The sequence below is a fragment of the Actinoplanes sp. L3-i22 genome, from assembly GCF_019704555.1.
GTDB lineage: Bacteria > Actinomycetota > Actinomycetes > Mycobacteriales > Micromonosporaceae > Actinoplanes.
Map to the genome: position 1 here is coordinate 11,037,599 of NZ_AP024745.1, position 21,556 is coordinate 11,059,154.

General features: G+C 72.2%; 18 protein-coding genes. 7 read left to right on the top strand and 11 right to left on the bottom strand.

Annotated features, from left to right (window positions below; translation table 11 throughout):
• Positions 1-12 precede the first annotated feature (12 nt).
• Positions 13-1,053, bottom strand: a complete 1,041-nt coding sequence (locus L3i22_RS48850) for a 1-acyl-sn-glycerol-3-phosphate acyltransferase (RefSeq protein WP_221324205.1) — start codon at positions 1,051-1,053, stop codon at positions 13-15.
• The gene (locus L3i22_RS48855; RefSeq protein ID WP_221324206.1) at positions 1,050-1,889 is read right to left on the bottom strand and encodes a patatin-like phospholipase family protein; all 840 of its coding nucleotides are present in this window, start codon (positions 1,887-1,889) and stop codon (positions 1,050-1,052) included. Before L3i22_RS48855 ends, L3i22_RS48850 begins: the two co-directional genes overlap by 4 nt.
• Before the next feature lie 60 nt (positions 1,890-1,949).
• Between L3i22_RS48855 and L3i22_RS48860 the strand changes: the two genes are divergently transcribed.
• Entirely contained in the window at positions 1,950-2,321 is a 372-nt protein-coding gene (locus tag L3i22_RS48860) for a MerR family transcriptional regulator (RefSeq protein WP_221324207.1), read from the top strand.
• Complete coding sequence (locus L3i22_RS48865; RefSeq protein WP_221324208.1) at positions 2,303-2,650, top strand: co-chaperone YbbN; 348 nt, start codon at positions 2,303-2,305, stop codon at positions 2,648-2,650. The genes L3i22_RS48860 and L3i22_RS48865 overlap by 19 nt, the downstream gene beginning before the upstream one ends.
• Positions 2,651-2,659: 9 nt before the next feature.
• Here the strand turns inward: L3i22_RS48865 and L3i22_RS48870 are convergent, their stop codons facing one another.
• The 7 genes from L3i22_RS48870 to L3i22_RS48900 all read right to left on the bottom strand — a co-directional run bounded on the left by L3i22_RS48870 (position 2,660) and on the right by L3i22_RS48900 (position 11,681).
• A complete protein-coding gene (locus L3i22_RS48870; protein ID WP_221324209.1) occupies positions 2,660-2,875 on the bottom strand; it encodes a hypothetical protein in 216 nt (71 codons plus the stop codon).
• 8 nt (positions 2,876-2,883) lie between these two features.
• Positions 2,884-5,991 (bottom strand): cyclic nucleotide-binding protein, encoded by a 3,108-nt coding sequence (locus L3i22_RS48875; protein WP_255657713.1) that lies wholly within the window; start codon positions 5,989-5,991, stop codon positions 2,884-2,886.
• Between the two features lie 201 nt (positions 5,992-6,192).
• Positions 6,193-7,761 (bottom strand): S1C family serine protease, encoded by a 1,569-nt coding sequence (locus L3i22_RS48880; RefSeq protein ID WP_221324211.1) that lies wholly within the window; start codon positions 7,759-7,761, stop codon positions 6,193-6,195.
• A gap of 39 nt (positions 7,762-7,800) precedes the next feature.
• A complete protein-coding gene (locus tag L3i22_RS48885) occupies positions 7,801-9,354 on the bottom strand; it encodes a HAMP domain-containing sensor histidine kinase (protein WP_221324212.1) in 1,554 nt (517 codons plus the stop codon).
• Between the two features lie 9 nt (positions 9,355-9,363).
• The gene (locus L3i22_RS48890) at positions 9,364-10,077 is read right to left on the bottom strand and encodes a response regulator transcription factor (protein WP_221324213.1); all 714 of its coding nucleotides are present in this window, start codon (positions 10,075-10,077) and stop codon (positions 9,364-9,366) included.
• Between the two features lie 69 nt (positions 10,078-10,146).
• On the bottom strand, positions 10,147-10,914 hold the full coding sequence (locus tag L3i22_RS48895; RefSeq protein ID WP_221324214.1) for a 1-acyl-sn-glycerol-3-phosphate acyltransferase: 768 nt from the start codon (positions 10,912-10,914) through the stop codon (positions 10,147-10,149).
• 5 nt (positions 10,915-10,919) lie between these two features.
• A complete protein-coding gene (locus L3i22_RS48900; protein ID WP_221324215.1) occupies positions 10,920-11,681 on the bottom strand; it encodes a GNAT family N-acetyltransferase in 762 nt (253 codons plus the stop codon).
• Positions 11,682-11,774: 93 nt separating this feature from the next.
• Here L3i22_RS48900 and L3i22_RS48905 point away from each other — a divergent pair, with 93 nt between their 5' ends.
• The 5 genes from L3i22_RS48905 (at position 11,775) to L3i22_RS48925 (ending at position 19,879) form a co-directional block, all read left to right on the top strand.
• Positions 11,775-12,416 (top strand): hypothetical protein, encoded by a 642-nt coding sequence (locus L3i22_RS48905; protein WP_221324216.1) that lies wholly within the window; start codon positions 11,775-11,777, stop codon positions 12,414-12,416.
• A gap of 233 nt (positions 12,417-12,649) precedes the next feature.
• A complete protein-coding gene (locus L3i22_RS48910) occupies positions 12,650-16,348 on the top strand; it encodes a multifunctional oxoglutarate decarboxylase/oxoglutarate dehydrogenase thiamine pyrophosphate-binding subunit/dihydrolipoyllysine-residue succinyltransferase subunit (protein ID WP_221330526.1) in 3,699 nt (1,232 codons plus the stop codon).
• A 59-nt stretch (positions 16,349-16,407) separates the two neighbouring features.
• Positions 16,408-16,584, top strand: coding sequence for a DUF6104 family protein (locus L3i22_RS48915; protein WP_221324217.1), 177 nt, complete (start codon positions 16,408-16,410; stop codon positions 16,582-16,584).
• Between the two features lie 110 nt (positions 16,585-16,694).
• The gene (pta, locus tag L3i22_RS48920) at positions 16,695-18,767 is read left to right on the top strand and encodes a phosphate acetyltransferase (protein WP_221324218.1); all 2,073 of its coding nucleotides are present in this window, start codon (positions 16,695-16,697) and stop codon (positions 18,765-18,767) included.
• The gene (locus L3i22_RS48925; protein WP_221324219.1) at positions 18,764-19,879 is read left to right on the top strand and encodes an acetate/propionate family kinase; all 1,116 of its coding nucleotides are present in this window, start codon (positions 18,764-18,766) and stop codon (positions 19,877-19,879) included. Before pta ends, L3i22_RS48925 begins: the two co-directional genes overlap by 4 nt.
• Before the next feature lie 165 nt (positions 19,880-20,044).
• Here the strand turns inward: L3i22_RS48925 and L3i22_RS48930 are convergent, their stop codons facing one another.
• Both L3i22_RS48930 and L3i22_RS48935 read right to left on the bottom strand, forming a co-directional pair.
• Entirely contained in the window at positions 20,045-20,203 is a 159-nt protein-coding gene (locus L3i22_RS48930) for a hypothetical protein (RefSeq protein WP_221324220.1), read from the bottom strand.
• 244 nt (positions 20,204-20,447) lie between these two features.
• Positions 20,448-21,389 carry a zinc-binding dehydrogenase gene (locus L3i22_RS48935; protein WP_221324221.1) on the bottom strand — a complete coding sequence of 314 codons (942 nt, stop codon included), beginning with the start codon at positions 21,387-21,389 and terminating at the stop codon, positions 20,448-20,450.
• Positions 21,390-21,556: the final 167 nt, after the last annotated feature.

Here is a 21,556-nt window from a genome sequence, read left to right on the forward strand (position 1 = left end):
GGCTCAATGAGGTCAGACGCCGCGGTCCATCCACCAGGGCCGCGGCGCCGGCTTGTTCTCCTCGATCCAGGCGTCGATCCGGGCCCACCAGGCGTAGAGCCAGTCGACCCGCTCCTGCTCGCCGACCGGCACCTCCTCCGGCGGGACGCTCCAGAACCGCATCACCAGGCGCTTGTCCATCGGCAGCTCACGCCACACGTCGCCGACCGTGACCATCCGGTCCAGCCCGGTGTGCGCCACGAAGATCACCCCGGCGTCCGGCGCCGCGTCGATCGCCGCGAGCAGGCCACCCGGCTTCGGCGGGAGCAGGTTCCGCAGGTTCTCCGCCTTCACCGCCATCTCGTCCAGGCCGCTGGCCCGCAGCCGGGCGATCGCGTTCACCTTGCGGCGGGGCGTGAAGTTGCCGCCCTCCGGGAAGATCACGAACGCGTCGTTGTCGTCCAGCCCGGTGGCCAGCTCGCCGATCTGCTCCTCGAGCGTGTCGGTGGCCGTCCGCCCCGGCGTGATGAACCGGTTGGGCAGGCGGTTGAGCAGCACGTCCACCGCCGGATCCCACTGCAGCGCGGCCTTCAGCACGATCCGCGGCTCCCGGGCGAACCAGTTGACCAGGGCGTGGATCAGGGTGAACGAGTCACCCGGGCCGGCGTGCCGGCTCACCACGATCTCCGGCCGGCCCGGCTGGGCGGTGTCCGGATCGGTGCCGACCACGTCGATCGCCAGGTGCAGCGACCAGCGGGCGAACCAGAACAGGGTGCGCAGGAACCAGCCGGTCACCACGTAGTGCGCCCGCTGGAAGAACGGGTTCCGGATCCGCAGGCCGAAGCCCGACGCCAGCCAGAGCGCGGTCAGCACGATCAGGGCGGCGGCGTCCCACACCACATAGACGATCAGCAGGAAGACCAGCCGGGGCACCCGCAGCCGGCCCGGGACCAGCGGCGACACGGCCAGCGCGAAGAGCAGCCAGATCGGCAGAGTGGTGAGCAACGTCACGGCGAGCAGGACGACGGCCGGGGCGATGACGAGGCGGCGGACCCAGGTCGGCGGAAGTCTCACGGCAGCGGGTGCACATTGGCGGCCAGGTAGCGCCGGGACGCGGTGTAGGCCCGGCTGATCCGGCGGCCGACCCGGGCCATGTCCCGGTACGCCCACGGGGAGTCGTCGCCGCCCTCGGCGCTGCCACTGGGCAGGACGTGCACCCGGACACCGGTCGGCAGGGTCGCCATGTCCCGGGCGAAGCGGTGCCGCCGGGCGATCTCGAACGCCACCTGCGCCACCTCCCACGGCCGTCGGGGCACCGCGAGTGGTCGCTCCACCCGGCCGACCTGGAGCACGAAGATGAGCCGCGCGCCGAGCCGGACCGCCTCACTGATCGGGATCGAGTTCACGATCCCGCCGTCCACGAAGTGCTCCCCGCCGATCTCCATCGGCGGCAGCAGCCCGGGCACCGCGGACGAGGCGAGCACCGCGTCGACCAGCGGTCCACTGTCGAACCAGTGCTCGGCGGCCCGCTCGATGCTGGCCGCGCAGCAGTGGAACGGCACCTTCAGATCGCCGAACGTGGCGGCCTCGCCCAGCTCACCCTCGAGCAGCCGGCGCAGCGGGAGCGGCGAGTGCAGGTGGGTGCGGGCCGCGAACCGGCGCAGCTGCCGGCCGATCGAGTCGCCGTAGACCGCCGCCGCCTCCGGGGACGCCCAGAGCCGGACCAGCCGGTCGGTGACCGCCTCCCCCGGCTCGGCGGCGACCAGGGCGCCGTTCACCGCCCCGATCGACGTACCGACCACCACGTCCGGGCGGAAGCCGGCCCGGAACAGGGCACGCAGCATGCCCACCTCGACCGCCCCGAGCACACCGCCACCACCGAGCACGAACGCCACCGGACCGTCGACCATGTCGCCCATCGTTCCACGAGGCTTGCCTTGACGCCGGTGTCAGGCCGTAGCGTCGGCGGCATGCTGATCGGGGAGCTCGCGGAGCGGGCCGGGACGAGTCCGCGCACGCTGCGGTACTACGAGGAGCACGGGCTGGTCCGGGCGCGCCGGGACGCGAACGGCTACCGGCAGTACGACGACGGCGAGCTGCGCGTCGTGCACGAGATCCGCACGCTGCTGGCGTCCGGGTTCGGCCTGGACGACATCCGGCCGTTCGTCGCCTGCCTGCGGGCCGGGAACAGCGCCGGGCACGTCTGCCCGGACTCGGTCGCGGTGCTGCGCCGCAAGATCGCCGAGGTGGACGACTACCTCGGGCAGCTCACCGACGTCCGCGCGCGCCTGCACGACCAGCTCAATCAAGCATTGGAGAACCCATGCCGGCGAGCCCGCTGATCACGATCACCGACGCCACCTTCGACGAGCTGGTCCGGCAGGCCCGGCAGCCGGTGGTGGTCGACTTCTGGGCGACCTGGTGCCCGCCGTGCGGGCCGATGTCCCGGGTCCTCGCCGAGCTCGCCCCGGAGTTCGACGGGCGGCTGACGATCGGGACGCTGGACGCCGACGAGAACCCGGTGAGCACGCTCGCCTACCGGGTGATGGCGATGCCGACCCTGCTGTTCTTCACCGGCGGGGTGGTGACGTCGTCGATCGTCGGGGCGCGGCCGAAGTCGGTGCTGCGGGCGGCGCTCGGGAACGTGGTCACGCCGTACGTCAATCGGTAGTTTTCTCTTTCAATCGAGCTCGGGCATCGCCACCGGCTGGGGCCGGGGGTGGCAGGCGCCGCACTGCACGGCGTCCTCCACCACCAGGGCCTCGGCCCGGTCCCGGTGCACCGACCTGGTGATCTCCAGAACGTACGGGCCGAAGCGCGCGTGCTCGGCGCACACGCCACGCCCGCAGAAGCGGCAGGCGCCCCGGGCCGACTCGGCACAGAACCAGCAGAGCATTGTTCCCCCTATTGGCCGGAGGCCGTCGCCTCCGTCGTCGGCACCGTGGTCGGCGTGGTCGTCGGCGGCGTCGTCGTCGGCGCAGTGGTCGCGGCCGTCGTCGTCGGAGCCGTCGTCGTCGGCCGGGTCGTCGTGGGATTCGTGGTCGGCCGGGTGGTCCGGGTCGGGACCGTGGTCAGGGTCGGCGTGGCACTCGTGGAGGCCGACGGGGACGGGGACGCCGACGCGCTGGCGCTGCTCGAGCTGACGCTCGGGACCGGCGCGACGCTGCCGGACGGCTCCGCCGAGGCGGACGGGAACGGCTCCTCGGTCGGCTCGCCGCCCTCGGTGCCGGTCGTCGGCGGGGTCACCTTGACCCCGTCACCACAGGTCAGCGTGGTGCCGGTGGGCTCACTGGGGACACCGCCGGCGGTGACCGTGCCGGTCGAGACCACGACCGTCGTCAGGTCGGCCGAGAACCAGGCCTTGCCGTCGTTCGTGACGTCGCCGGCGGACCGGGCCACGGTCAGGGCGAGCGGACGGTACGCCCCGCTCGTGCCGGTCGTGCCGGCCAGCACCCGCCCGGTGGCCAGGCTCACCTGGCCGGACGGGGCCGCCTGACGGCCGCTCGCCACCGACGCGGCGTCCAGCGTGAGCCGGGTGCCGGGGCAGATCCGCAGCGCGCCGCCACCCGGGAAGGTGAGCCAGGCGCGGCCCTTCTTCGGGGCCTCGACCTGCGCGCCGACGGCCAGATAGCGCCGGTCGCCGACGGCCAGCTTGTCCTTGACCCCGCCGGTCTGCACGGTGGCGGTGCCCTCGTCGACGGTGAGCAGCGCCTTCGCGCTCGGCATCTCGGCCCAGGCCGGGCCGGCGCTGAGATCCAGGGTGACCCCGCCGAGCACGACGACCAGCAGCAGGCTGACGAACACCCACATCCGCTTCTCGAAGTGCCGGTCGACGTCGAACTCCTCGTCGCTGTCCGGCGGGCCGGGCGGCACCGCCAGCGGCGGGTGCACGGCGCCGGGCCGGACCGAGTGCGGGCTGCCGGGGCGCAGGCTGGGCATCGGCGCGCCGGGCCGGGCCTCGAAACCGATCAGCGGCGGCAGGTCCGAGGCGTCCGGGATGATCCAGAGCCGGACCGGGGTACGGGTCTGCGCCACCATCCCCGGCGTGCCGTCCCCGACCGGGCCGACCAGCGTGCCGCGGCGCAGCTCGACGCCGTCCGGCATGGCGATCACCCCGGACTCGACGACCACCGCGTGGGTCGGGCCGTGCAGGATCACCGGGGCGCCCGGCTCCAGGTCGACCGGGTGCGCGGCGGCGATCAGCGCGAGCTGCTGATCCTCCTCCAGGCCGGCCAGCGCCGGGGTGTCGGCGAACAGCGCCTCGGCCTCGGCCCGCTCCATCGGCGGCGGGCCGGGCAGCGGGCCGACCACGGTGGCGACCGTCGAGGTCGGGATCGCCAGCAGGGCGGCGCCGCCGGCGGCGTGCCAGTCCAGCGCGGCGGTGCGGTTGGTCAGCGCGGCGGCCAGGCCGACCACGATGCCCGGGCCGGCGTGGTGCCGGATGCTGCCGCCCGGGTCGCCGGGGCGACGGCCGTGCAGGGCGCCCTCGACCACCACGTAGACCGCGGCCGGCTCCTCGCCGGCCAGCACCAGCTGCCGGCCCACCCGCGGGTGCTCCCAGCGGGCCCGGGCGGCCAGCGACTGCAGCGCCGGCTCGGGCAGGCCGCCCAGGTCGGAGGCGTGCAGCGCGGCCATCCGGCGCGGCATGTCGCGCTCCTGGTCGCGCTCGGCGGCACGCCGGCGCCACCGGCGCCAGCCGCTGCCGAACCGGCCGGCCAGGAAGTAGAGCGGCGGGGCCAGCAGGCCCAGCACCATCACGGCCAGGAGCAGCTGGGACGCGACGCCCTCGTACCAGAGGCCGAGGACCAGGCCGGCGACCCGGTCGGTCCACAGGCGGTAGCCCAGCGCCACGGCGGCGGCCAGCCAGAAGAGGGCGAGCAGGCCGTACAGCGCGATCAGCCGGCCCTCCCGGTCCAGCACCGACCAGCGCGGGCCCCGGCGGCGCAGCCGGCCGCTGATCCAGGCCAGGCCGCGGGCCCGCAGGTCGGGGATCTCCAGCCAGTCCATCAGCAGGTACTGCCCGTCCAGCGGCAGCAGCGGGCTCATGTTGAAGAACGTGTGCAGGTAGAACAGGAAGGCCAGCTTGAAGGCGAAACCGCCGGTGGCCGGCGCCGCCAGCCCGATCACCTGGACCAGGCCGGCCAGGGCCAGACCGGTCGCCGGGCCGGCCGCGGTGACCGCGATCCGGGCGCGCCGGCCGGCCATCCAGACGTCGCTGGTGTCGACGAAGACCGTGGGCAGGCCGAAGTTCAGCAGCAGCCCGGCGGACGGCACCTCCCGGCCGACCCGCTTCGCCGCCAGCGCGTGCCCGAGCTCGTGCAGGGCCATCGCGACCACGTTGAGCAACAGCAGCGAGATCGCGCCGAGTAGGTAGGAGTCACCCGAAAGGAACAGGGCGTGCCCGCCCCGCTGCCAGCTGAGCACGAACAGCACCCCGCCGACCGCCGCCAGCAGGGTGCCGAGCCAGACCGCGGGCCGGGTGAAGAGCAGCTTGCCGACGCTGTTGTAGAGGCCGGTGAGCGCGGCGTCGACCGGTACCGAGAGGACCCGGCGGCCCCGGATCGGCGGCTTCGGCGCGGGCGCCCGGCTCATCTCGCGCAGCGGGCGGAAGGCGTCCCGCGGGAGGTCCTCCAGCATCCGGTTGCCGGCCAGGTCGGCGACGACCCGGCGGACCTGGTCCGGGGCGAGCCGGCCGGCGATCCGGGCGAACTCGGCGACCAGGCGGGCGACCGTGCAGGAGCCGTCCATCATCAGGGCGAGCTGGTACTCCTCCGGGCTGAGCCGGAGGTAGCAGCTGCGGCCGCCGTCCTCGGGGGAGCGGAGCATCACGTACCGCCCACCGCGGACGGTGCTGCGGTGCCGGACCTCGATGCCACCGCGCAGCTCGGGACGGGCGCTGCCGGGTTTCAGCCGGTCGGCGACGGCATGCCAGAGGCCGGAGTCAGCGGGACCGGGGTCCGCGCCCGGGGCGCGTCCGGCCAAAGCTTCCCAGACGCTGGTCCGGGTCTCCACGTACGTCAACTCGCAGGGCCTCTCACTTCGCCGCCGATGGCGCTAGGAGATTAGAAGGTCTCCTGACCAAAACGCGAGCCCCCGACGGCAATATTGCCCGTTCGTCGTGAAGGTCCTCAATCGCGGCATAGATAGGAATACGGCGGGTGACGTGCCCACCCCTGGTCACGTCACCCGCCGTAGCGAAAGGAGCTGAAGTCTTTACTGGGACTCTTGCAGCGTCACGGAGACCTGCTTCTCCGCCCCGTTCCGGGTGAAGGTGATGGTCATCTTCTGCCCGACGGTGCCGGACTGGACCGCGGCCACCAGGTCGTCCGACTCGCTGATGTCCTTGCCGTCGACCTTGGTGATCACGTCACCCTGCTGGATCCCGGCCTTGCCCGCGGCGCTGCTCGCGGTCACCTGGCTGACCAGGGCCCCGCCGTTCTCCGCGGTGGTGACGCTGACGCCGAGCGCCGGGTGGCTGACCTTCTTGCCGGACATCAGGGACTCGGCGACGGTCTTCGCCTTGTTGCTCGGGATCGCGAAGCCCAGGCCGATGTTGCCGGAGCTGGAGCCGGAGGTGGCGATCGCCGAGTTGATCCCGATCACCTCGCCGTTCACGTTGACCAGCGCGCCGCCCGAGTTACCCGGGTTGATCGGGGCGTCGGTCTGCAGCAGGCCGGTCATCGTGGTGCTGGTGCCCGACTGCTGTTGCTGCTGCGACTGGCCGAACGGGTCCGAACCCTGGCCCTGCTGGTCACCCTCGCTGCTGGACTCGATCGTGCGGTCCTTGGCGCTGATGATGCCGGCGGTCACCGAGCCCTCCAGGCCGAGCGGGCTGCCGAGCGCGAGCACGGTGTCGCCGACCTGCATCTGCGAGCTGTCGCCGAAGGTCGCCGCCTTCAGCCCGGAGACCCCGGTCGCCTTGACGACGGCCAGGTCGGTCCGCGGGTCGGTGCCGACGATCGTGGCGGTGGCCTTCTTGCCGTCCGCGAAGATGATGTTGACCGTGTCGCCGGTGGCGGTGGCCACCACGTGGTTGTTGGTGACGATGTAGCCGTCGGCGCTGAGGACCACGCCGGAGCCCTCACCCGTCTGGGTGGTGATCGAGACGACGCTGTCCTGCACCGCGGCGGCGATCTGGGCCAGCGACGAGCGGTCCACCACCCGGCTGACCGCGGTGTTGCCGGACTTGACCCCGGCCGTCGAGCTGTCGTCGTGCATCGCCAGCGCGGTCGCGGCGCCGACCCCGCCGGACAGCAGCGCGATCAGCACCGCCGCCGCGCCGGCCAGGATGAACTTGCGGCCGCGGCCGTTGCGCGGGGGCTCGTTGCCGCCCGCCTGGGCCCAGACCGGGACGACACCCTCCGGGTTGGTGGTCTGCTGCCAGCCGCCCTCCGGGGTCTGCTGCCAGCCCTGGTACTGCGGCTGCTGCGGGTACTGCCCGTAGCCGGCCTGCTGACCGTAGTGCGGGTAACCGGAGGCCGGCGTCGCGGAGACCGGCTGCTGATGCGGGTATCCGGAGGCCGGAGTCGCGGAGACCGGCTGCTGCCACGGGGACTGGGGTGCCTGGGCCGGCTGGGGCGGCTGCGGGGCGGCCGGCGGCTGGGGGGCGTGCTGCGCCCACGGGTTCTGCTGGGTGGGCGGCACCGGCGGCGCGGGGGCCGCGGACTGGTGAGCGGCGGCCGGCGGCTGTGCCACAGTCGCCTGCTCAGACTCCACCCGCTCCGTGCTGCTGTGCTCAGCGTCGGCGTCCGCGGGCTGCGGGTTGGACTCGTTCTCGTTCATGTTCCCTACTCTGCCCCGTGCGACTCGTACCGAACTGTGCTAGTCCTGGATGTTTTCTGTGAACCCTTTATCCACATTTATGGTCGGCAGCGTAACCCGGAACGTGGCGCCCTTGCCGGGCTCGCTGAGCACGTCCACGGTGCCGTTGTGGGACCGCACGATGGCGGCCACGATGGCCAGCCCGAGGCCGGTCCCGGTGGCCTCCCGATCGGTGTTCCGGGTCCGCGCGCCGTCCGCGCGGTAGAACCGCTCGAAGACCCGGGCCCGCTGCTCCTCGCCGAGGCCGGGGCCGGTGTCCGACACCTCGACCACGGCCCGATCCTCGCCCTCGGCGTGTATCCGCAGCGTCACCGTGGCCTCGGCCGGGGTGTGCACCAGCGCGTTCATCATCAGGTTGCCGATCACCTGGCGCAGGCGGGCGTCGTCCCCGTACGCCACCAGGCGCTCCGGCTCGTCCCGTACGTCCAGCTCGATCGTCCGGTCCGGCGCGGTCGCCCGCGCGGCCTGCACCGCGTCCATCGCCAGCACCGGCAGCTCCACCGGCGCCAGGTTCAGCGGGCGCTCCCGGTCCAGTCGGGCGAGCAGCAGCAGGTCCTCGACGAGCAGGCCCATCCGGGCGGCCTCGTCCTCGATCCGCCGGACCAGCCGGGCCACCGCGTCCGGGTCGGACACCGCGCCCTGCCGGTAGAGCTCGGCGAAACCGCGGATGGTGGTCAGCGGGGTACGCAGCTCGTGCGAGGCGTCCGCGACGAACTGCCGCATCTTCTCCTCCGAGCGCACCGCCCGCCCCTCGGACAGCTGCGCGGACTCGGCGGCGGCCTTGGCGTGCTGCTCGGAGGCGGCCCGGGCGTGGAAGGACATCTCGATCTGGGCGAGCATCGAGTTCAGCGCGGTGGAGAGCCGGCCCAGCTCGGTGGTCGGCTCGCCACCGTCCACCTCGGGGTCGGGGACCCGCTGGCTGTAGTCGCCGGCGGCGATCCGGCCGGCCGTGCGCTCGATCTGGAGCAGCGGGACCAGGCTCTGCCGGACCAGGGCGGCGCCGACGATCGCGAGCGCCAGCAGGACGCCGACCCCGACCAGCACGTCCACCCAGATCAGCCGGGCGATGACCGCGTCCACCCCGGTCATCCGCTGGACGACGTAGACCACCGAGCCGGTGTCGGTCACCTCGGCCAGGATCCGCCACATGTACTTGCCGTTGATCGAACGCACCGTGTACGTCTTGCCGTCGTGCGCCTGGACCGCGGCGACGCCCTTCAGCACCGGCGGGAGATCCTGCTCCGAGACGTGCAGGCCCTTGGCCGCCCGGCCGGTTCCGCTGACCGAGGCGGCCGCGATCATCCAGTCCATCGGCATGTACACCTGGAACTGGGCGTCCGCTATCTCGCCGAGGTCGTTGTAGACGTCGTGCAGCTGCCCGTCCATCCGGCTGATCATGTACGTGTGCAGCGCGATCGTGCTGGCCGAACTGATCAGGGTGAGCGCGGCGAAGACCAGCACCAGCACCGACGCGACCAGTTTGGTGCGGAGGGAGACCTTGCGCAGATTCGTCTGCTGCGGGAGCGCGAAGCGGACCCGCTCGGTGATTGCCATCAAGACGACCTAGACAGCTGGTTTGCGCAGCACGTACCCGACCCCGCGGAGGGTGTGGATCAGCCGCGGCTGCACGTTGTCCACTTTCCGTCGCAGGTACGAGATGTACGACTCGACGATGTTGTCGTCACCGCGGAAGTCGTACTTCCACACGTGGTCGAGGATCTGCGCCTTGGAGAGCACCCGGTTGGCGTTCAGCATCAGGTACCGCAACAGCTTGAACTCGGTCGGCGACAGCTGCACCCGGGTGCCGGCGCGGTACACCTCATGGGTCTCCTCGTCGAGCTCCAGATCCGCGAAGACCAGCCGGGACGGCTGCTCCTCCCCGGCCGAGGTGCGCCGCAGGACCGCCCGGATCCGGGCGGTGAGCTCCTCCAGGCTGAACGGCTTGGTGACGTAGTCGTCGCCGCCCAGGGTCAGCCCGCGGATCTTGTCGTCGGTGCCGTCCCGGGCGGTGAGGAAGACCACCGGGGTGCGTTGCCCGCCCTCGCGCATCAGCCGGATCACCTCGAACCCGTCGAGGTCGGGGAGCATCACGTCGAGCACGACCAGGTCGGGCGCGGCACTGCGGGCCGCGCTGACCGCGGCGCTGCCGCTGGTCGCGGTGGTGACGTCGAACCCGGCGAAGCGCAGGCTGGCGGAGAGCAACTCGAGGATGTTCGCGTCGTCCTCGACGACGAGCAACTTCGCCTCACTCTGCTTGGGCTGGGTCTGAGCGGCCATGCGGCCATTCTTTCCCCGGCCCCTGCGCCCTCGCTGCAGGCTTGCTGAAAATTATCTGTGAGGAGTACGTCAGGCGGCCAATCGGTACCCGTGCCCGGCCATGCTCCGCTCGGCGGCGCGGGCCAGCGCCTTCCGGTCGGCGCCCGGCATCGGCCGCAGCGCCGGCGCGGTGATCACGGTGATCGTGGTCCGGCGTACCCGGGCCACCCGCAACAGCGAGGCCACCAACGTGTCGTCGCCGATGAACGACGCCTCGGTGGTGTCATAGATGATCGAGGTAGGCACCACCGGGGCGCCGGAGTCGATCGCGGCCTGGAACAGCGCCGGACGGAACCGCCCGTGCTCGCCGCCGCAGAACGTGGTGCCCTCCGGGAAGGCCGCGACCGACCGGCCGGACCGCAGCGCGTCGGCCACCTCGCGGACCGTCACCGGCAGCTCCCGCGGCCGGCTCCGGTCGATGAAGATCGTGCCACTGCGCCCGGCCGTGCCGCCGATCCCGGGCCAGCCCTTGACGTCGTGCTTGGCCACCAGGCTCACCGGCGAGACCGCGATCAGCGCCAGGATGTCCATCCAGGAGATGTGGTTCGCGACCAGCAGGCTGCCCGGGCGCGGCACCGGGCCGCGCAGGACCAGCTTCACCCCGAGCGCCGACAGCAGGCCCCGGGCCATCCCCCGGACCGCGCGGCCGTGCAGCAGCGCCACGGCCAGCGAGCCGACCAGCATCACCAGGGCCATCCCGGCCAGCCGCAGCCCGGCGGTCCACGCCGAGGCCCGCGGCCCGCCACCCGGCCGGCAGCGGTCCCCGCAGGTGGAGGCGGGCTGCCAGAGCGTGCTCATCGTGGTCATCGCGACGCGCCCAGGAAGTGCCGCCGGTACCGCGGGTCAAGCCGGTCCAGCGAGAACAGCACGTAGAAGTCGACGCAGTCGAAGGCCGGGTCGAAGGCCGGCTCGCCGCAGATCCAGCTGCCCAGTCGCAGGTAGCCCTTGAGCAGCGGCGGCACCGCCACCTTCGGGTCCGGGACCAGGCCCGCCGGGGGCGTCCACGGGTTGCGCGGGATGACCCGGAGCGCCGGCGGCGCCAGGTGCTTGCCGTTGATCCGCTCCCGGACCCCGGCCGCGACGACGCCGCCGTCGGCCAGCGGCACCGAGGCGCAGCCGCCGAGCCAGCGCAGGTTGTTCAGATGCAGGTAGCGGGCGATGCCACTCCACATCAGATTCATCACCGCGCCGGTCCGGTGATCCGGATGCACGCAGGAGCGGCCGATCTCCACCAGCTGGTCGCGCAGCGGGCGGAGGGCGCTCATGTCGAACTCGTCGTCGGCGTAGCGCCGGCCGGCCCGCTCGGCGGCGCGCGGCGGCATCATCCGATAGGTACCGACCACGTCACCGGTCGCATCGTCGCGCACGATCAGGTGGTCGCAGAACTCGTCGAACTCGTCCACGTCGTGGCCGTCGACCGCGGTCGTGAGGGTCGCTCCGAGCTCGCCGGCGAAAACGTCGTGGCGCAGTCGCTGGGCGGCCTTCACCTGTGCCGCGTCGTCCGCGATGAGAAGCGTGTAGCCGCTGGTCCCGGTGGGTGCGGCGGCTGTCATCAGAACTGCCATGTGATCTGTGTAAGGGTGACAACTGCCGATGGAGTGTCGCGTCAGGTGGCGATGCGTGTCCGGTAAATGAACGGCTTGTGCGATCGTCGGAGGATGCGTATCCCGGCACGCTTCAACGGCCCGCCCGGCACCGGAAACGGCGGGTGGTGCGCGGGCACTTTCGCCGTCGCCACCGGGGCCACCCAGGTGACCTTGCGCCTGCCGCCACCCCTGGAGACCGAGATCAAGATCAAGGACGATTCGGCGTACGCCGGTGACCGCCTGATCGCCACCACGGGCGAGGGCGACGCCGGCCCGGGCGTCGAGCCGGTCTCCTGGGACACCGCGGTGGCCACCTCCCGGGACTATCCCGGCTTCCGCGCCCACCCGTTCCCGACCTGCTTCGTGTGCGGTCCGGAGCGGGCCGAGGGCGACGGGCTGCGGATCTTCCCGGGGCGCCTTCCGGACGGCCGTACCGCCGCGCCCTGGTCTGTTCCGGACGAGGTGAGCGTGCCGCTGCTCTGGGCGGCGCTGGACTGCCCGGGCGGCTGGGCCGCGATCCGCGAGGACAGCGCCTACGTCCTGGGCCGGATCGCGGTCGCGGTGGCCGAGCTGCCGGAGCCGGGCGCACGCTGCGTGATCACCGGCACGGTGGCCGAGTCGGCCGGGCGGAAGGCGCTCGTCGATTCCGCGGTGCACGGCCCGGACGGGCGCCGCCTGGCCGTCGCCCGAGCCACCTGGATCAAGGTCAGTTGAGATCACTGTCGCCCAATCCCACCCGCCCGGCCCCGCACACCCCAGCCCGGGGTCACGATCACGCGCGATCAAAGTCTGCAAGTCCTGGTTGGTCACAGACCGGACGTCCGGGCGGGGCGCGCTCATGCACGGCGTAGCCTGGTACCGGATCCTAGCCCGTCGCGCGTGACGAGTCGGGCCTGGGCCGGAGTAGTCACGTGATGACAAACACGGTGAAAGAGGCGAACGCGGCAGTGTCGACGCAGCAGACTTCGCAGGACAACCCACTCGCGGATTTCGGTCCCAACGAGTGGATCGTCGACGAGATGTATCAGCGGTACCTTGCTGATCCGACCAGCGTCGACCCCGCCTGGCACGATTTCTTCGCGGACTACAAGCCGGCGAACGCCCCCGGCGCGATCGTGACGCCCGACGAGGCGACCGCGGCGAACGCGACCAAGAGCGCCGCCAAGGCCGGGACCGACGCGCCCGCCGCCGTCACGGTGGCGCAGCCCAAGTCGGTGACCCCACCCACGCCGGCGAAGAAGGCGGAACCGGTCAAGGCCGCGCCCAAGCCGCAGGTCCAGTCGGCCCCGGCCGGGGCGAAGACCACGGTCCTGCGCGGCGTCGCCGGCAAGATCGTGCAGAACATGGAGGCCTCGCTCCAGGTCCCGACCGCCACCTCGGTGCGCGCGGTGCCGGCGAAGCTGATGATCGACAACCGGATCGTGATCAACAACCACCTCTCCCGCGGGCGGGGTGGCAAGGTCAGCTTCACCCACCTGATCGGCTGGGCGCTGGTCCGTGCGGTGGTCGCGCACCCGGAGATGAACAACAGCTACGCCGAGGTCGACGGCAAGCCCACCCTGGTGCAGCCGGAGCACGTGAACCTCGGGATCGCGATCGACCTGGCCAAGAAGGACGGGTCGCGCACCCTGGTGGTGCCCTCGATCAAGAACTGTGAGCAGCTCGACTTCCGGCAGTTCTGGCAGGCGTACGAGGACATCGTCCGCCGCGCCCGCCGCAACGAGCTGACCATGGACGACTACAACGGCACCACGATCTCGCTGACCAACCCGGGCGGCATCGGCACGGTGCACTCGATCCCGCGCCTGATGAACGGGCAGTCCGCGATCATCGGCGTCGGCTCGCTGGAGTACCCGGCGCCCTACGCCGGCATGAGCGACGAGACCCTCACCGACCACGGCGTCTCCAAGGTCACCACGCTGACCAGCACCTATGACCACCGGGTGATCCAGGGCGCGCAGTCCGGCGAGTTCCTCAAGGTGATGCACGAGCTGCTGCTCGGCGGCCGGGACTTCTACGACGAGATCTTCACCTCGCTGCGGATCCCGTATGAGCCCGTGCGCTGGGTGCGGGACGTCGCGCGCACCTCCGAGGGCCAGATCGACAAGGCCGCGCGGGTGATCGAGCTGATCCACGCGTACCGGGTGCGCGGTCACCTGATGGCCGACACCGACCCGCTCGAGTTCACCATCCGCAAGCACCCCGACCTGGACGTGCTCCAGCACGGCCTGACCCTGTGGGACCTGGACCGCACGTTCCCGGTCGGCGGCTTCGCCGGCAAGGAGAAGATGCGGCTGCGCGACGTGCTCGGTGTCCTGCGGGACAGCTACTGCCGCCGGATCGGCATCGAGTACATGCACATCCAGGACCCGGAGGAGCGCCGCTGGGTCCAGGAGCGGATCGAGGTCAAGTACGCCAAGCCGGACACCGACGAGCAGAAGCAGATCCTGCTCCGGCTGAACCGGGCCGAGGCGTTCGAGACGTTCCTGCAGACCAAGTTCGTCGGGCAGAAGCGGTTCTCGCTCGAGGGCGGCGAGTCGCTGATCCCGCTGCTGGACGCGGTGCTGCGGCTGTCCGCCGAGTCGGGGCTGGACGAGATGGTGATGGGCATGGCCCACCGCGGCCGGCTCAACGTGCTCACCAACATCGTCGGCAAGCCGTACGAGAAGCTCTTCAACGAGTTCGAAGGGTGGATGGACCCGAAGTCGGCGCACGGCTCCGGCGACGTGAAGTACCACCTGGGCCAGACCGGTAAGTACACGACGCCGGACGGCCAGCACTCCACCACGGTCAGCGTGGTCGCCAACCCGTCCCACCTGGAGGCCGTCGACCCGGTCCTGGAGGGCATCGTCCGGGCCAAGCAGGACCGCCTGGACCTGGGCCTGCACGGCTACACGGTGCTGCCGGTGCTGGTGCACGGCGACGCCGCGTTCGCCGGCCAGGGCGTGGTCGCCGAGACGCTGAACCTGTCCCAGCTGCGCGGTTACCGCACCGGCGGCACGATCCACGTGATCGTGAACAACCAGGTCGGCTTCACCACCGCCCCGGAGTACAGCCGCTCGTCGATGTACTCGACCGACGTCGCCCGGATGGTCGAGGCGCCGATCTTCCACGTCAACGGGGACGACCCGGAGGCCGTGGTCCGGGTCGCCAAGCTGGCCTTCGAGTACCGCCAGACGTTCAACAAGGACGTCGTGATCGACATGATCTGCTACCGCCGCCGCGGTCACAACGAGGGCGACGACCCGTCGATGACCAACCCGCGGATGTACCAGATCATCGACACCAAGCGCAGCGTCCGGAAGCTCTACACCGAGGAGCTGATCGGCCGCGGTGACATCACCGTGCAGGACGCCGAGGAGCAGCTGCGCGACTACCAGTCCCGCCTCGAGGAGGTCTTCAAGGCCACCCGGGACGCGGCCGGCCGCCCGCCGCGGCCGCACATCATCGCCGAGGAGCCGGAGCCCGAGGTCCGCTCCGCGATCCGGGCGGACGACGTCCGGGCGATCGGGCAGGCGCACGTCGAGCTGCCCGAGGGCTTCACCCCGCACAAGCGGGTCCAGCAGCTGCTGGACCGGCGCGCCAAGATGTCCACCGACGGCGGCATCGACTGGGGCTTCGGCGAGCTGATCGCGTTCGGCTCGCTGCTCGCCCAGGGCGTCACCGTCCGGCTCGCCGGGCAGGACTCGCGCCGCGGCACGTTCACCTCGCGGCACGCCTCGATCGTCGACTCGAAGACCGGCAAGGACTTCCTGCCGATCTCCACGCTGACCACCGGCACCGCGCGGTTCTTCGTGCACGACTCGCTGCTCTCCGAGTACGCCGCGATGGGCTTCGAGTACGGCTACTCGGTGGAGAACCCGGACGCGCTGGTCCTCTGGGAGGCCCAGTTCGGTGACTTCGTCAACGGCGCCCAGTCGATCGTCGACGAGTTCCTCTCCTCCGGCGAGGTGAAGTGGGGCCAGAAGTCGTCGCTGGTGCTGCTGCTCCCGCACGGCCAGGAGGGCCAGGGCCCGGACCACTCGTCCGGCCGCCCGGAGCGCTTCCTGCAGCTCTGCGCGCAGGACAACATGCGGGTGGCGAACACCACCACCCCGGCGAACTACTTCCACCTGCTGCGCCGCCAGGCCCTGTCCAGCAAGCGCAAGCCGCTGGTGGTCTTCTCGCCGAAGTCGCTGCTCCGGCACAAGCTCGCGGTGTCGTCGGTCGCCGACTTCACCACCGGCGGGTTCCAGCCGGTCCTCGGCGACGCCGGGGTCAACGGCCAGGCGCTGGACGCGGCCAAGGTGAAGCGGGTGCTGCTCTGCTCGGGCAAGGTCTACTACGACCTGTTCCAGGCGCGGGCCGACCGGGGCATCACCGACACCGCGATCATCCGGATGGAGCAGATCTACCCGCTGCCCGTCGAGGAGCTCAAGGCCGTCCTGGCGCAGTACCCGAACGCCGAGGACTTCGCCTGGGTCCAGGAGGAGCCGGCCAACCAGGGTGCCTGGTCGTTCGTCGCGCTCAACCTGCTCGAGCACCTGGAGGGCGTCCGGCTGCGGCGGATCTCCCGCCCGGCGGCGGCCGCTCCGGCGGTCGGTTCGGCCAAGATGCACGAGGCCGAGCAGCAGGCGCTGATCGAGGCGTCGCTGCCCCGCCCGTGACGTTCTGAACTGATGGGGGCGCTCCGCCGCGGCGGGGCGCCCCCTTTTACGATTCCGGCATGTACTTCACCGATCGGGGCATCGAGGAGCTGGCTCAGCGGCGCGGCGAGGAGACCGTGACGCTCGAGTGGCTCGCCGAGCAGCTGCGCACGTTCGTCGACATGAACCCGGAGTTCGAGACCCCGATCGAGCGTCTCGCCACCTGGCTCGCGCGCGACGACGAGGACGAGGAATAACCCCGAGACCCCGATTTGGTACGGCGTGAGCACCCGCCCGGGCCCAACGGTTGTCCACCGGCGGGACCTTCGGCCCGGCGGCCCGGACGCCCGGCCGGTAGGTTGAGGGCGTGGCGCGCAGTGTCTATGTAGCGGGTTTGGGCCCGGGTGTCGGTAAGGGCACGGTCGCCCTGGGGATCGTCGAGCTGTTGTCTCGACAGGTCGCCGGAGTCGCGGTGTTCCGTCCGCTGGTGTCGGCGGCGGACAGTGATCCCCTGCTGTCCACCCTCCGCGAGCGTTATCGCGGGCCGGTGCCCCTGGCCGAGTCGTTCGGGGTCACCATGGCCGAGGCGTCGGCCCTGATCGCCGACGGCCGGCGCGAGGAGCTGATCGGCCGGATCGTCGAGCGCTATCGCGCGGCCGAGCGGCAGAGCACCTCCGTCGTGATCATCGGCAGCGACTTCGCCGACCCCGGCGCCGAGGCGCGCGACGAGCTCCCCCGCGAGCTGGCCTTCAACGCCCGCCTGGCGACCGAGTTCGGCAGCGTGGTGGTGCCGGTGGTCAGCGGCGCCGGCCGCAGCCCCGAGGCGCTCGCCGCGGCCGCCCGCAGTGCCTACCATTCGCTCGCCGACCTCGGCGCGACCGTCGCCGCGGTGATCGCCAACCGGGTTCCCCCGGGCGCCCCGGTCGTTCCGCCGCCCGGCCTGCCGGTCCCCTTCTGGGCGATCCCGGAGGTGGCCGTGCTCGCCGCGCCCACGGTCGGCGAGGTCGCCCGCGCGCTGGACGCGACAGTCCTCTCCGGCGCCCCGGCCGCCCTCGACCGCGACGTGCTGGACTACGTCGTCGGCGCCGCCCACGTCCCCACCGTGCTGGACCACCTGACCGACGGCGCGCTGCTGATCACCCCCGGCGACCGGGCCGACCTGCTGGTCGCCGCGAGCGCCGCGCACGCGGCCGGCACGGTCACCCTCGCCGGGCTGGTGCTGACCCTCGGCGAGCCGCCCGACCCGCGCGTCGTGCAGGTCATCGAGCGGCTCAACACCGGCCTCGCGATGCTGGTCACCAAGGGCGACAGCTTCCACACCATCGCCCTCTCCGACCGCGTCCAGGCGCGGCTCAGCACCCCGCGCAAGGTCCAGGCCGCGCTCGGCGCCTTCGAGGCGCACGTGGACACCACCGAGCTCTCCAAGGTGCTCGACGTGGCCCGCTCGTCCCGGGTCACCCCGCTGATGTTCGAGAACGACCTGATCGACCGGGCCCGCACCGACCGCCGCCACCTGGTCCTGCCCGAGGGCACCGAGGAGCGGATCCTGCGCGCCGCCGAGACCCTGCTGCGGCGCGGCGTGGCCGACCTGACCCTGCTCGGCGACCCGGCCGAGATCAACCGGCGGGCCCGGGAGCTCGGCGTCGAGCTCGGTGACGCCCGGCTCGTCGACCCGGCCACCAGCCCGTGGCGGGACGACTTCGCCGCGCGCTACGCGGAGATCCGCAAGCACCGGGCGGTGACCCTGGACCTGGCGTACGACGTGGTCCGCGACGTGAACTACTTCGGCACCATGATGGTCGCCGCGGGTTATGCCGACGGCATGGTCTCCGGCTCGGTGCACACCACCGCGGCCACCATCCGCCCGGCCTTCGAGATCATCAAGACGGTGCCCGACGTGTCCGTCGCGTCCAGCGTCTTCTTCATGCTGCTGGCCGACCGGGTGCTGGTCTACGGCGACTGCGCGGTCAACCCCGACCCGGACGCCGCCCAACTCGCCGACATCGCGCTCTCCTCGGCGACGACCGCGGCCGCGTTCGGCATCGAGCCGCGCGTCGCGATGCTCTCCTACTCGACCGGCAGCTCCGGCGCGGGCGCCGACGTGGAGAAGGTCGCGGCCGCCACCGCCCTGGTCCGGGAACGGCGCCCCGACCTGCCCGTCGAGGGCCCGATTCAGTACGACGCGGCCGTCGACCCGGCCGTCGCGGCCGCCAAACTGCCCGGCAGCGCCGTCGCCGGCCAGGCCACCGTGCTGATCTTCCCGGACCTGAACACCGGGAACAACACGTACAAGGCCGTCCAGCGCTCGGCCAACGCGGTCGCCGTCGGCCCGGTCATGCAGGGCCTGCGCCGCCCGGTCAACGACCTGTCCCGCGGCGCGACGATCAAGGACATCATCAACACCGTGGCCATCACGGCGATCCAGGCGGGAGCGAAATGACCCGGGTGCTGGTGCTCAACTGCGGCTCCTCGTCGGTGCGCTACAAGCTCTTCGACGGTGACAAGGCGCTGGCCAAGGGCCACATCGAGCGGATCGGCGAGGACGGCGGCGAGGCGCCCGACCACGACGCGGCGCTGCGCGGCCTGATGGACCGGCTCGACCTGAGCGACCTGGCCGCGGTCGGGCACCGGGTCGTGCACGGCGGCGAGCGGTTCACCTCGGCCACCGTGATCACCGACGAGGTGGTGGCCGCGGTCGAGGAGCTGATCCCGCTGGCGCCGCTGCACAACCCGGGCGCGCTGACCGGCGTCCGGGTGGCCCGCAAACTGCTGCCGGACGTGCCGCAGGTGGCCGTCTTCGACACCGCGTTCCACTCGACGATCCCGCCCGAGGGGGTGCTCTGGGCCGTCGACCGGGAGCTGTCCCGGCGGTGGGGCCTGCGACGGTACGGATTCCACGGGACGTCGCACGCGTATGTCTCCCGCGAGACCGCCCGGATCCTCGGCCGGCCCGCCGCCGAGACCAACGTGATCACCCTGCACCTGGGCAACGGCGCCAGCGCGGCCGCGGTCCGCGGCGGCCGGTGCGAGGCCACCTCGATGGGGATGACCCCGCTCAGCGGCCTGGTGATGGGCACCCGCTCCGGCGACATCGACCCGAGCCTGGTCTTCCACCTGCACCGGGTGGCCGGCCTGCCACTCGACCAGATCGAGGACTCGCTGACCCGGCACGGCGGGCTGGCCGGCCTGGCCGGCGCGAACGACATGCGCGAGGTGCTCCAGCGGCGCGAGTCGGGGGACGCGGACGCGGAGCTGGCCTTCGACGTCTACATCCGCCGCCTGAAGGAGTACGTGGGCTCCTACCTGGCCGTCCTCGGCCGGGTCGACGCCATCACGTTCACCGCCGGCGTCGGCGAGAACGCGCCGGTGGTGCGCGCGGCCGCGCTGGCCGGCCTGGAGCCGCTGGGCATCACCGTCGACCCCACCCGCAACGAGGCCGGTGAGCTGGTCATCTCCCCGGCGGGTGCGGCGGTCGCGGTGTGCGTCGTGCCGACCGAGGAGGAACTGGAAATCGCCAACGAGTCCCGGCGAGCCCTCGCCTTGAACCCCTAGCCCGCCACCCTCACCACCCAGCCGCACCGCCCGGCCATCCGACCTCACTGACCGGCACGCGGCTTGATTGTCGACCCGCGCTCGGGCGTGCTTCCGTGGCGGGGTGTCCGCTCTCCGCCCGGCTCGCGCGGGCGGCCGCGGAGCCGGGCGGGTGAGACAGAGTTCCTACAGGGCGAGCCAGGCGATCAGGGCGATCACGACCACGGCGGCGACGACGCCACCGATGATGTAGGGCATCTTCGACGATGCCGCGTCCTCCGGCTTTCCGGTGAACGCCCGGAACGCCTCGGTGTTCCCACTCGGGTCGACGCTGTTGTCAGACATGCGCCCGACCCTAACCAAGCCACGCACGCTTTCGCCAAGAGCACGACGCCCCGACGGACGTCCTGTGCGACACCACTTCCGGTCGCCCCGAGGGGGTGTATCCCAGGGCCGCGAAACACCTCCGCGGATCCGGCACCGGCCGATGCCGGAAGCCGCCTCGCGGGCCGGCGGCACCGGCTGAGGGCGGAGCCCGGTGTGTCGCCGGCACAGGCTGAGGGTGGACGCAGTCTCGCGGGCCGGGCGGTCAGTGTTCGATGAGCACCTTGCCGAAGACCTCGCCGGAGGAGAGGCGGCTGAAGGCCTCCGCGATGCCGGCGAACGGGTACCTGGAGTCGATCACCGGGTGGAGCCGGCCGGCGGCGCACATCTTCAGGAGCTCGGTCAGTTCGGCGGGGGTGCCCATGCTGCTGCCGAGGATCTCCAGCTGCATGGCGAAGACCCGGCGCAGGTCGACCCGGGCCAGGTGACCGCCGGTCGCGCCGCAGACGACGATCCGGGCGCCCGGGGCGGCGCACTTCATCGAGTGGTCGAAGGTGGGCTCGCCGACCGACTCGATCACCACGTCGACGCGTTCCGGGAGGCGGGCGCCGGGCTCGACGGCGACCGCGCCCAGCTCCGCGACCCGGTCCCGTTTCGCCTGGTCGCGGCTGGTTGCGTAGACCCGCTTGCCGAGCGCCACCCCGATCGCGACCGCCGCGGTGGCGACCCCGCCGCCGGCGCCCTGGACCAGGACGGCACCCGCGTCGGCGGCCCGGCCCCGGGTGACGAGCATGTGGTACGCCGTCAGCCACGCCGTGGGCAGACACGCCGCCTCGGCGAACGACACCCCCTCGGGGATCGGCAGCAGGTTCTCCCGCGGGGCGGCGACCTGATCGGCCAGCGTGCCGGGATACCGCTCGGAGAACAGTGAATACCCCCGAGGGTCGGCCTTGTCCTCGACCACCGGGTAGACCAGCACCGGAGCGCCGTCCGGGGTCACGCCGGCCGCGTCGCAGCCGAGGATCATCGGCAGCCGGTCGGCGGGCAGCCCGACCCCGCGCAGCGACCAGATGTCGTGCTGGTTGAGTGAACTGGCCCGCACCTCGACCGGCACCCACCCGTCCGGCGGAGCGAAGGGCAGGTCACCGACGGTCAGGCCGCTCAGCGGCGCGTCAGGCTGGAGCGAGGAGGCATAGGCGGCGCGCATCCCCCGACCCTAACTCCGCCCCCACGTCCCGCACATCGATCAACCCGAAATCCCCGCCCGCGGCCGAGACACCCCACGGCCCCAGCCACCAACAGCGAGACTCGCCCCGGGCCCGTGCCGCTCGCGCCTCCGGCTGGCCCTCAGGGTCGCTCATCCGGCCTGAAGCA

Coding starts and splice junctions, on each gene's coding strand:
- L3i22_RS48855 (WP_221324206.1), bottom strand. CDS start 1,889: ATGGTCGACGGTCCGGTGGCGTTCGTGCTCGGTGGTGGCGGTGTGCTC.
- L3i22_RS48860 (WP_221324207.1), top strand. CDS start 1,950: ATGCTGATCGGGGAGCTCGCGGAGCGGGCCGGGACGAGTCCGCGCACG.
- L3i22_RS48865 (WP_221324208.1), top strand. CDS start 2,303: ATGCCGGCGAGCCCGCTGATCACGATCACCGACGCCACCTTCGACGAG.
- L3i22_RS48870 (WP_221324209.1), bottom strand. CDS start 2,875: ATGCTCTGCTGGTTCTGTGCCGAGTCGGCCCGGGGCGCCTGCCGCTTC.
- L3i22_RS48880 (WP_221324211.1), bottom strand. CDS start 7,761: ATGAACGAGAACGAGTCCAACCCGCAGCCCGCGGACGCCGACGCTGAG.
- L3i22_RS48885 (WP_221324212.1), bottom strand. CDS start 9,354: ATGGCAATCACCGAGCGGGTCCGCTTCGCGCTCCCGCAGCAGACGAAT.
- L3i22_RS48890 (WP_221324213.1), bottom strand. CDS start 10,077: ATGGCCGCTCAGACCCAGCCCAAGCAGAGTGAGGCGAAGTTGCTCGTC.
- L3i22_RS48895 (WP_221324214.1), bottom strand. CDS start 10,914: ATGAGCACGCTCTGGCAGCCCGCCTCCACCTGCGGGGACCGCTGCCGG.
- L3i22_RS48900 (WP_221324215.1), bottom strand. CDS start 11,681: ATGGCAGTTCTGATGACAGCCGCCGCACCCACCGGGACCAGCGGCTAC.
- L3i22_RS48905 (WP_221324216.1), top strand. CDS start 11,775: ATGCGTATCCCGGCACGCTTCAACGGCCCGCCCGGCACCGGAAACGGC.
- L3i22_RS48915 (WP_221324217.1), top strand. CDS start 16,408: ATGTACTTCACCGATCGGGGCATCGAGGAGCTGGCTCAGCGGCGCGGC.
- L3i22_RS48925 (WP_221324219.1), top strand. CDS start 18,764: ATGACCCGGGTGCTGGTGCTCAACTGCGGCTCCTCGTCGGTGCGCTAC.
- L3i22_RS48930 (WP_221324220.1), bottom strand. CDS start 20,203: ATGTCTGACAACAGCGTCGACCCGAGTGGGAACACCGAGGCGTTCCGG.
- L3i22_RS48935 (WP_221324221.1), bottom strand. CDS start 21,389: ATGCGCGCCGCCTATGCCTCCTCGCTCCAGCCTGACGCGCCGCTGAGC.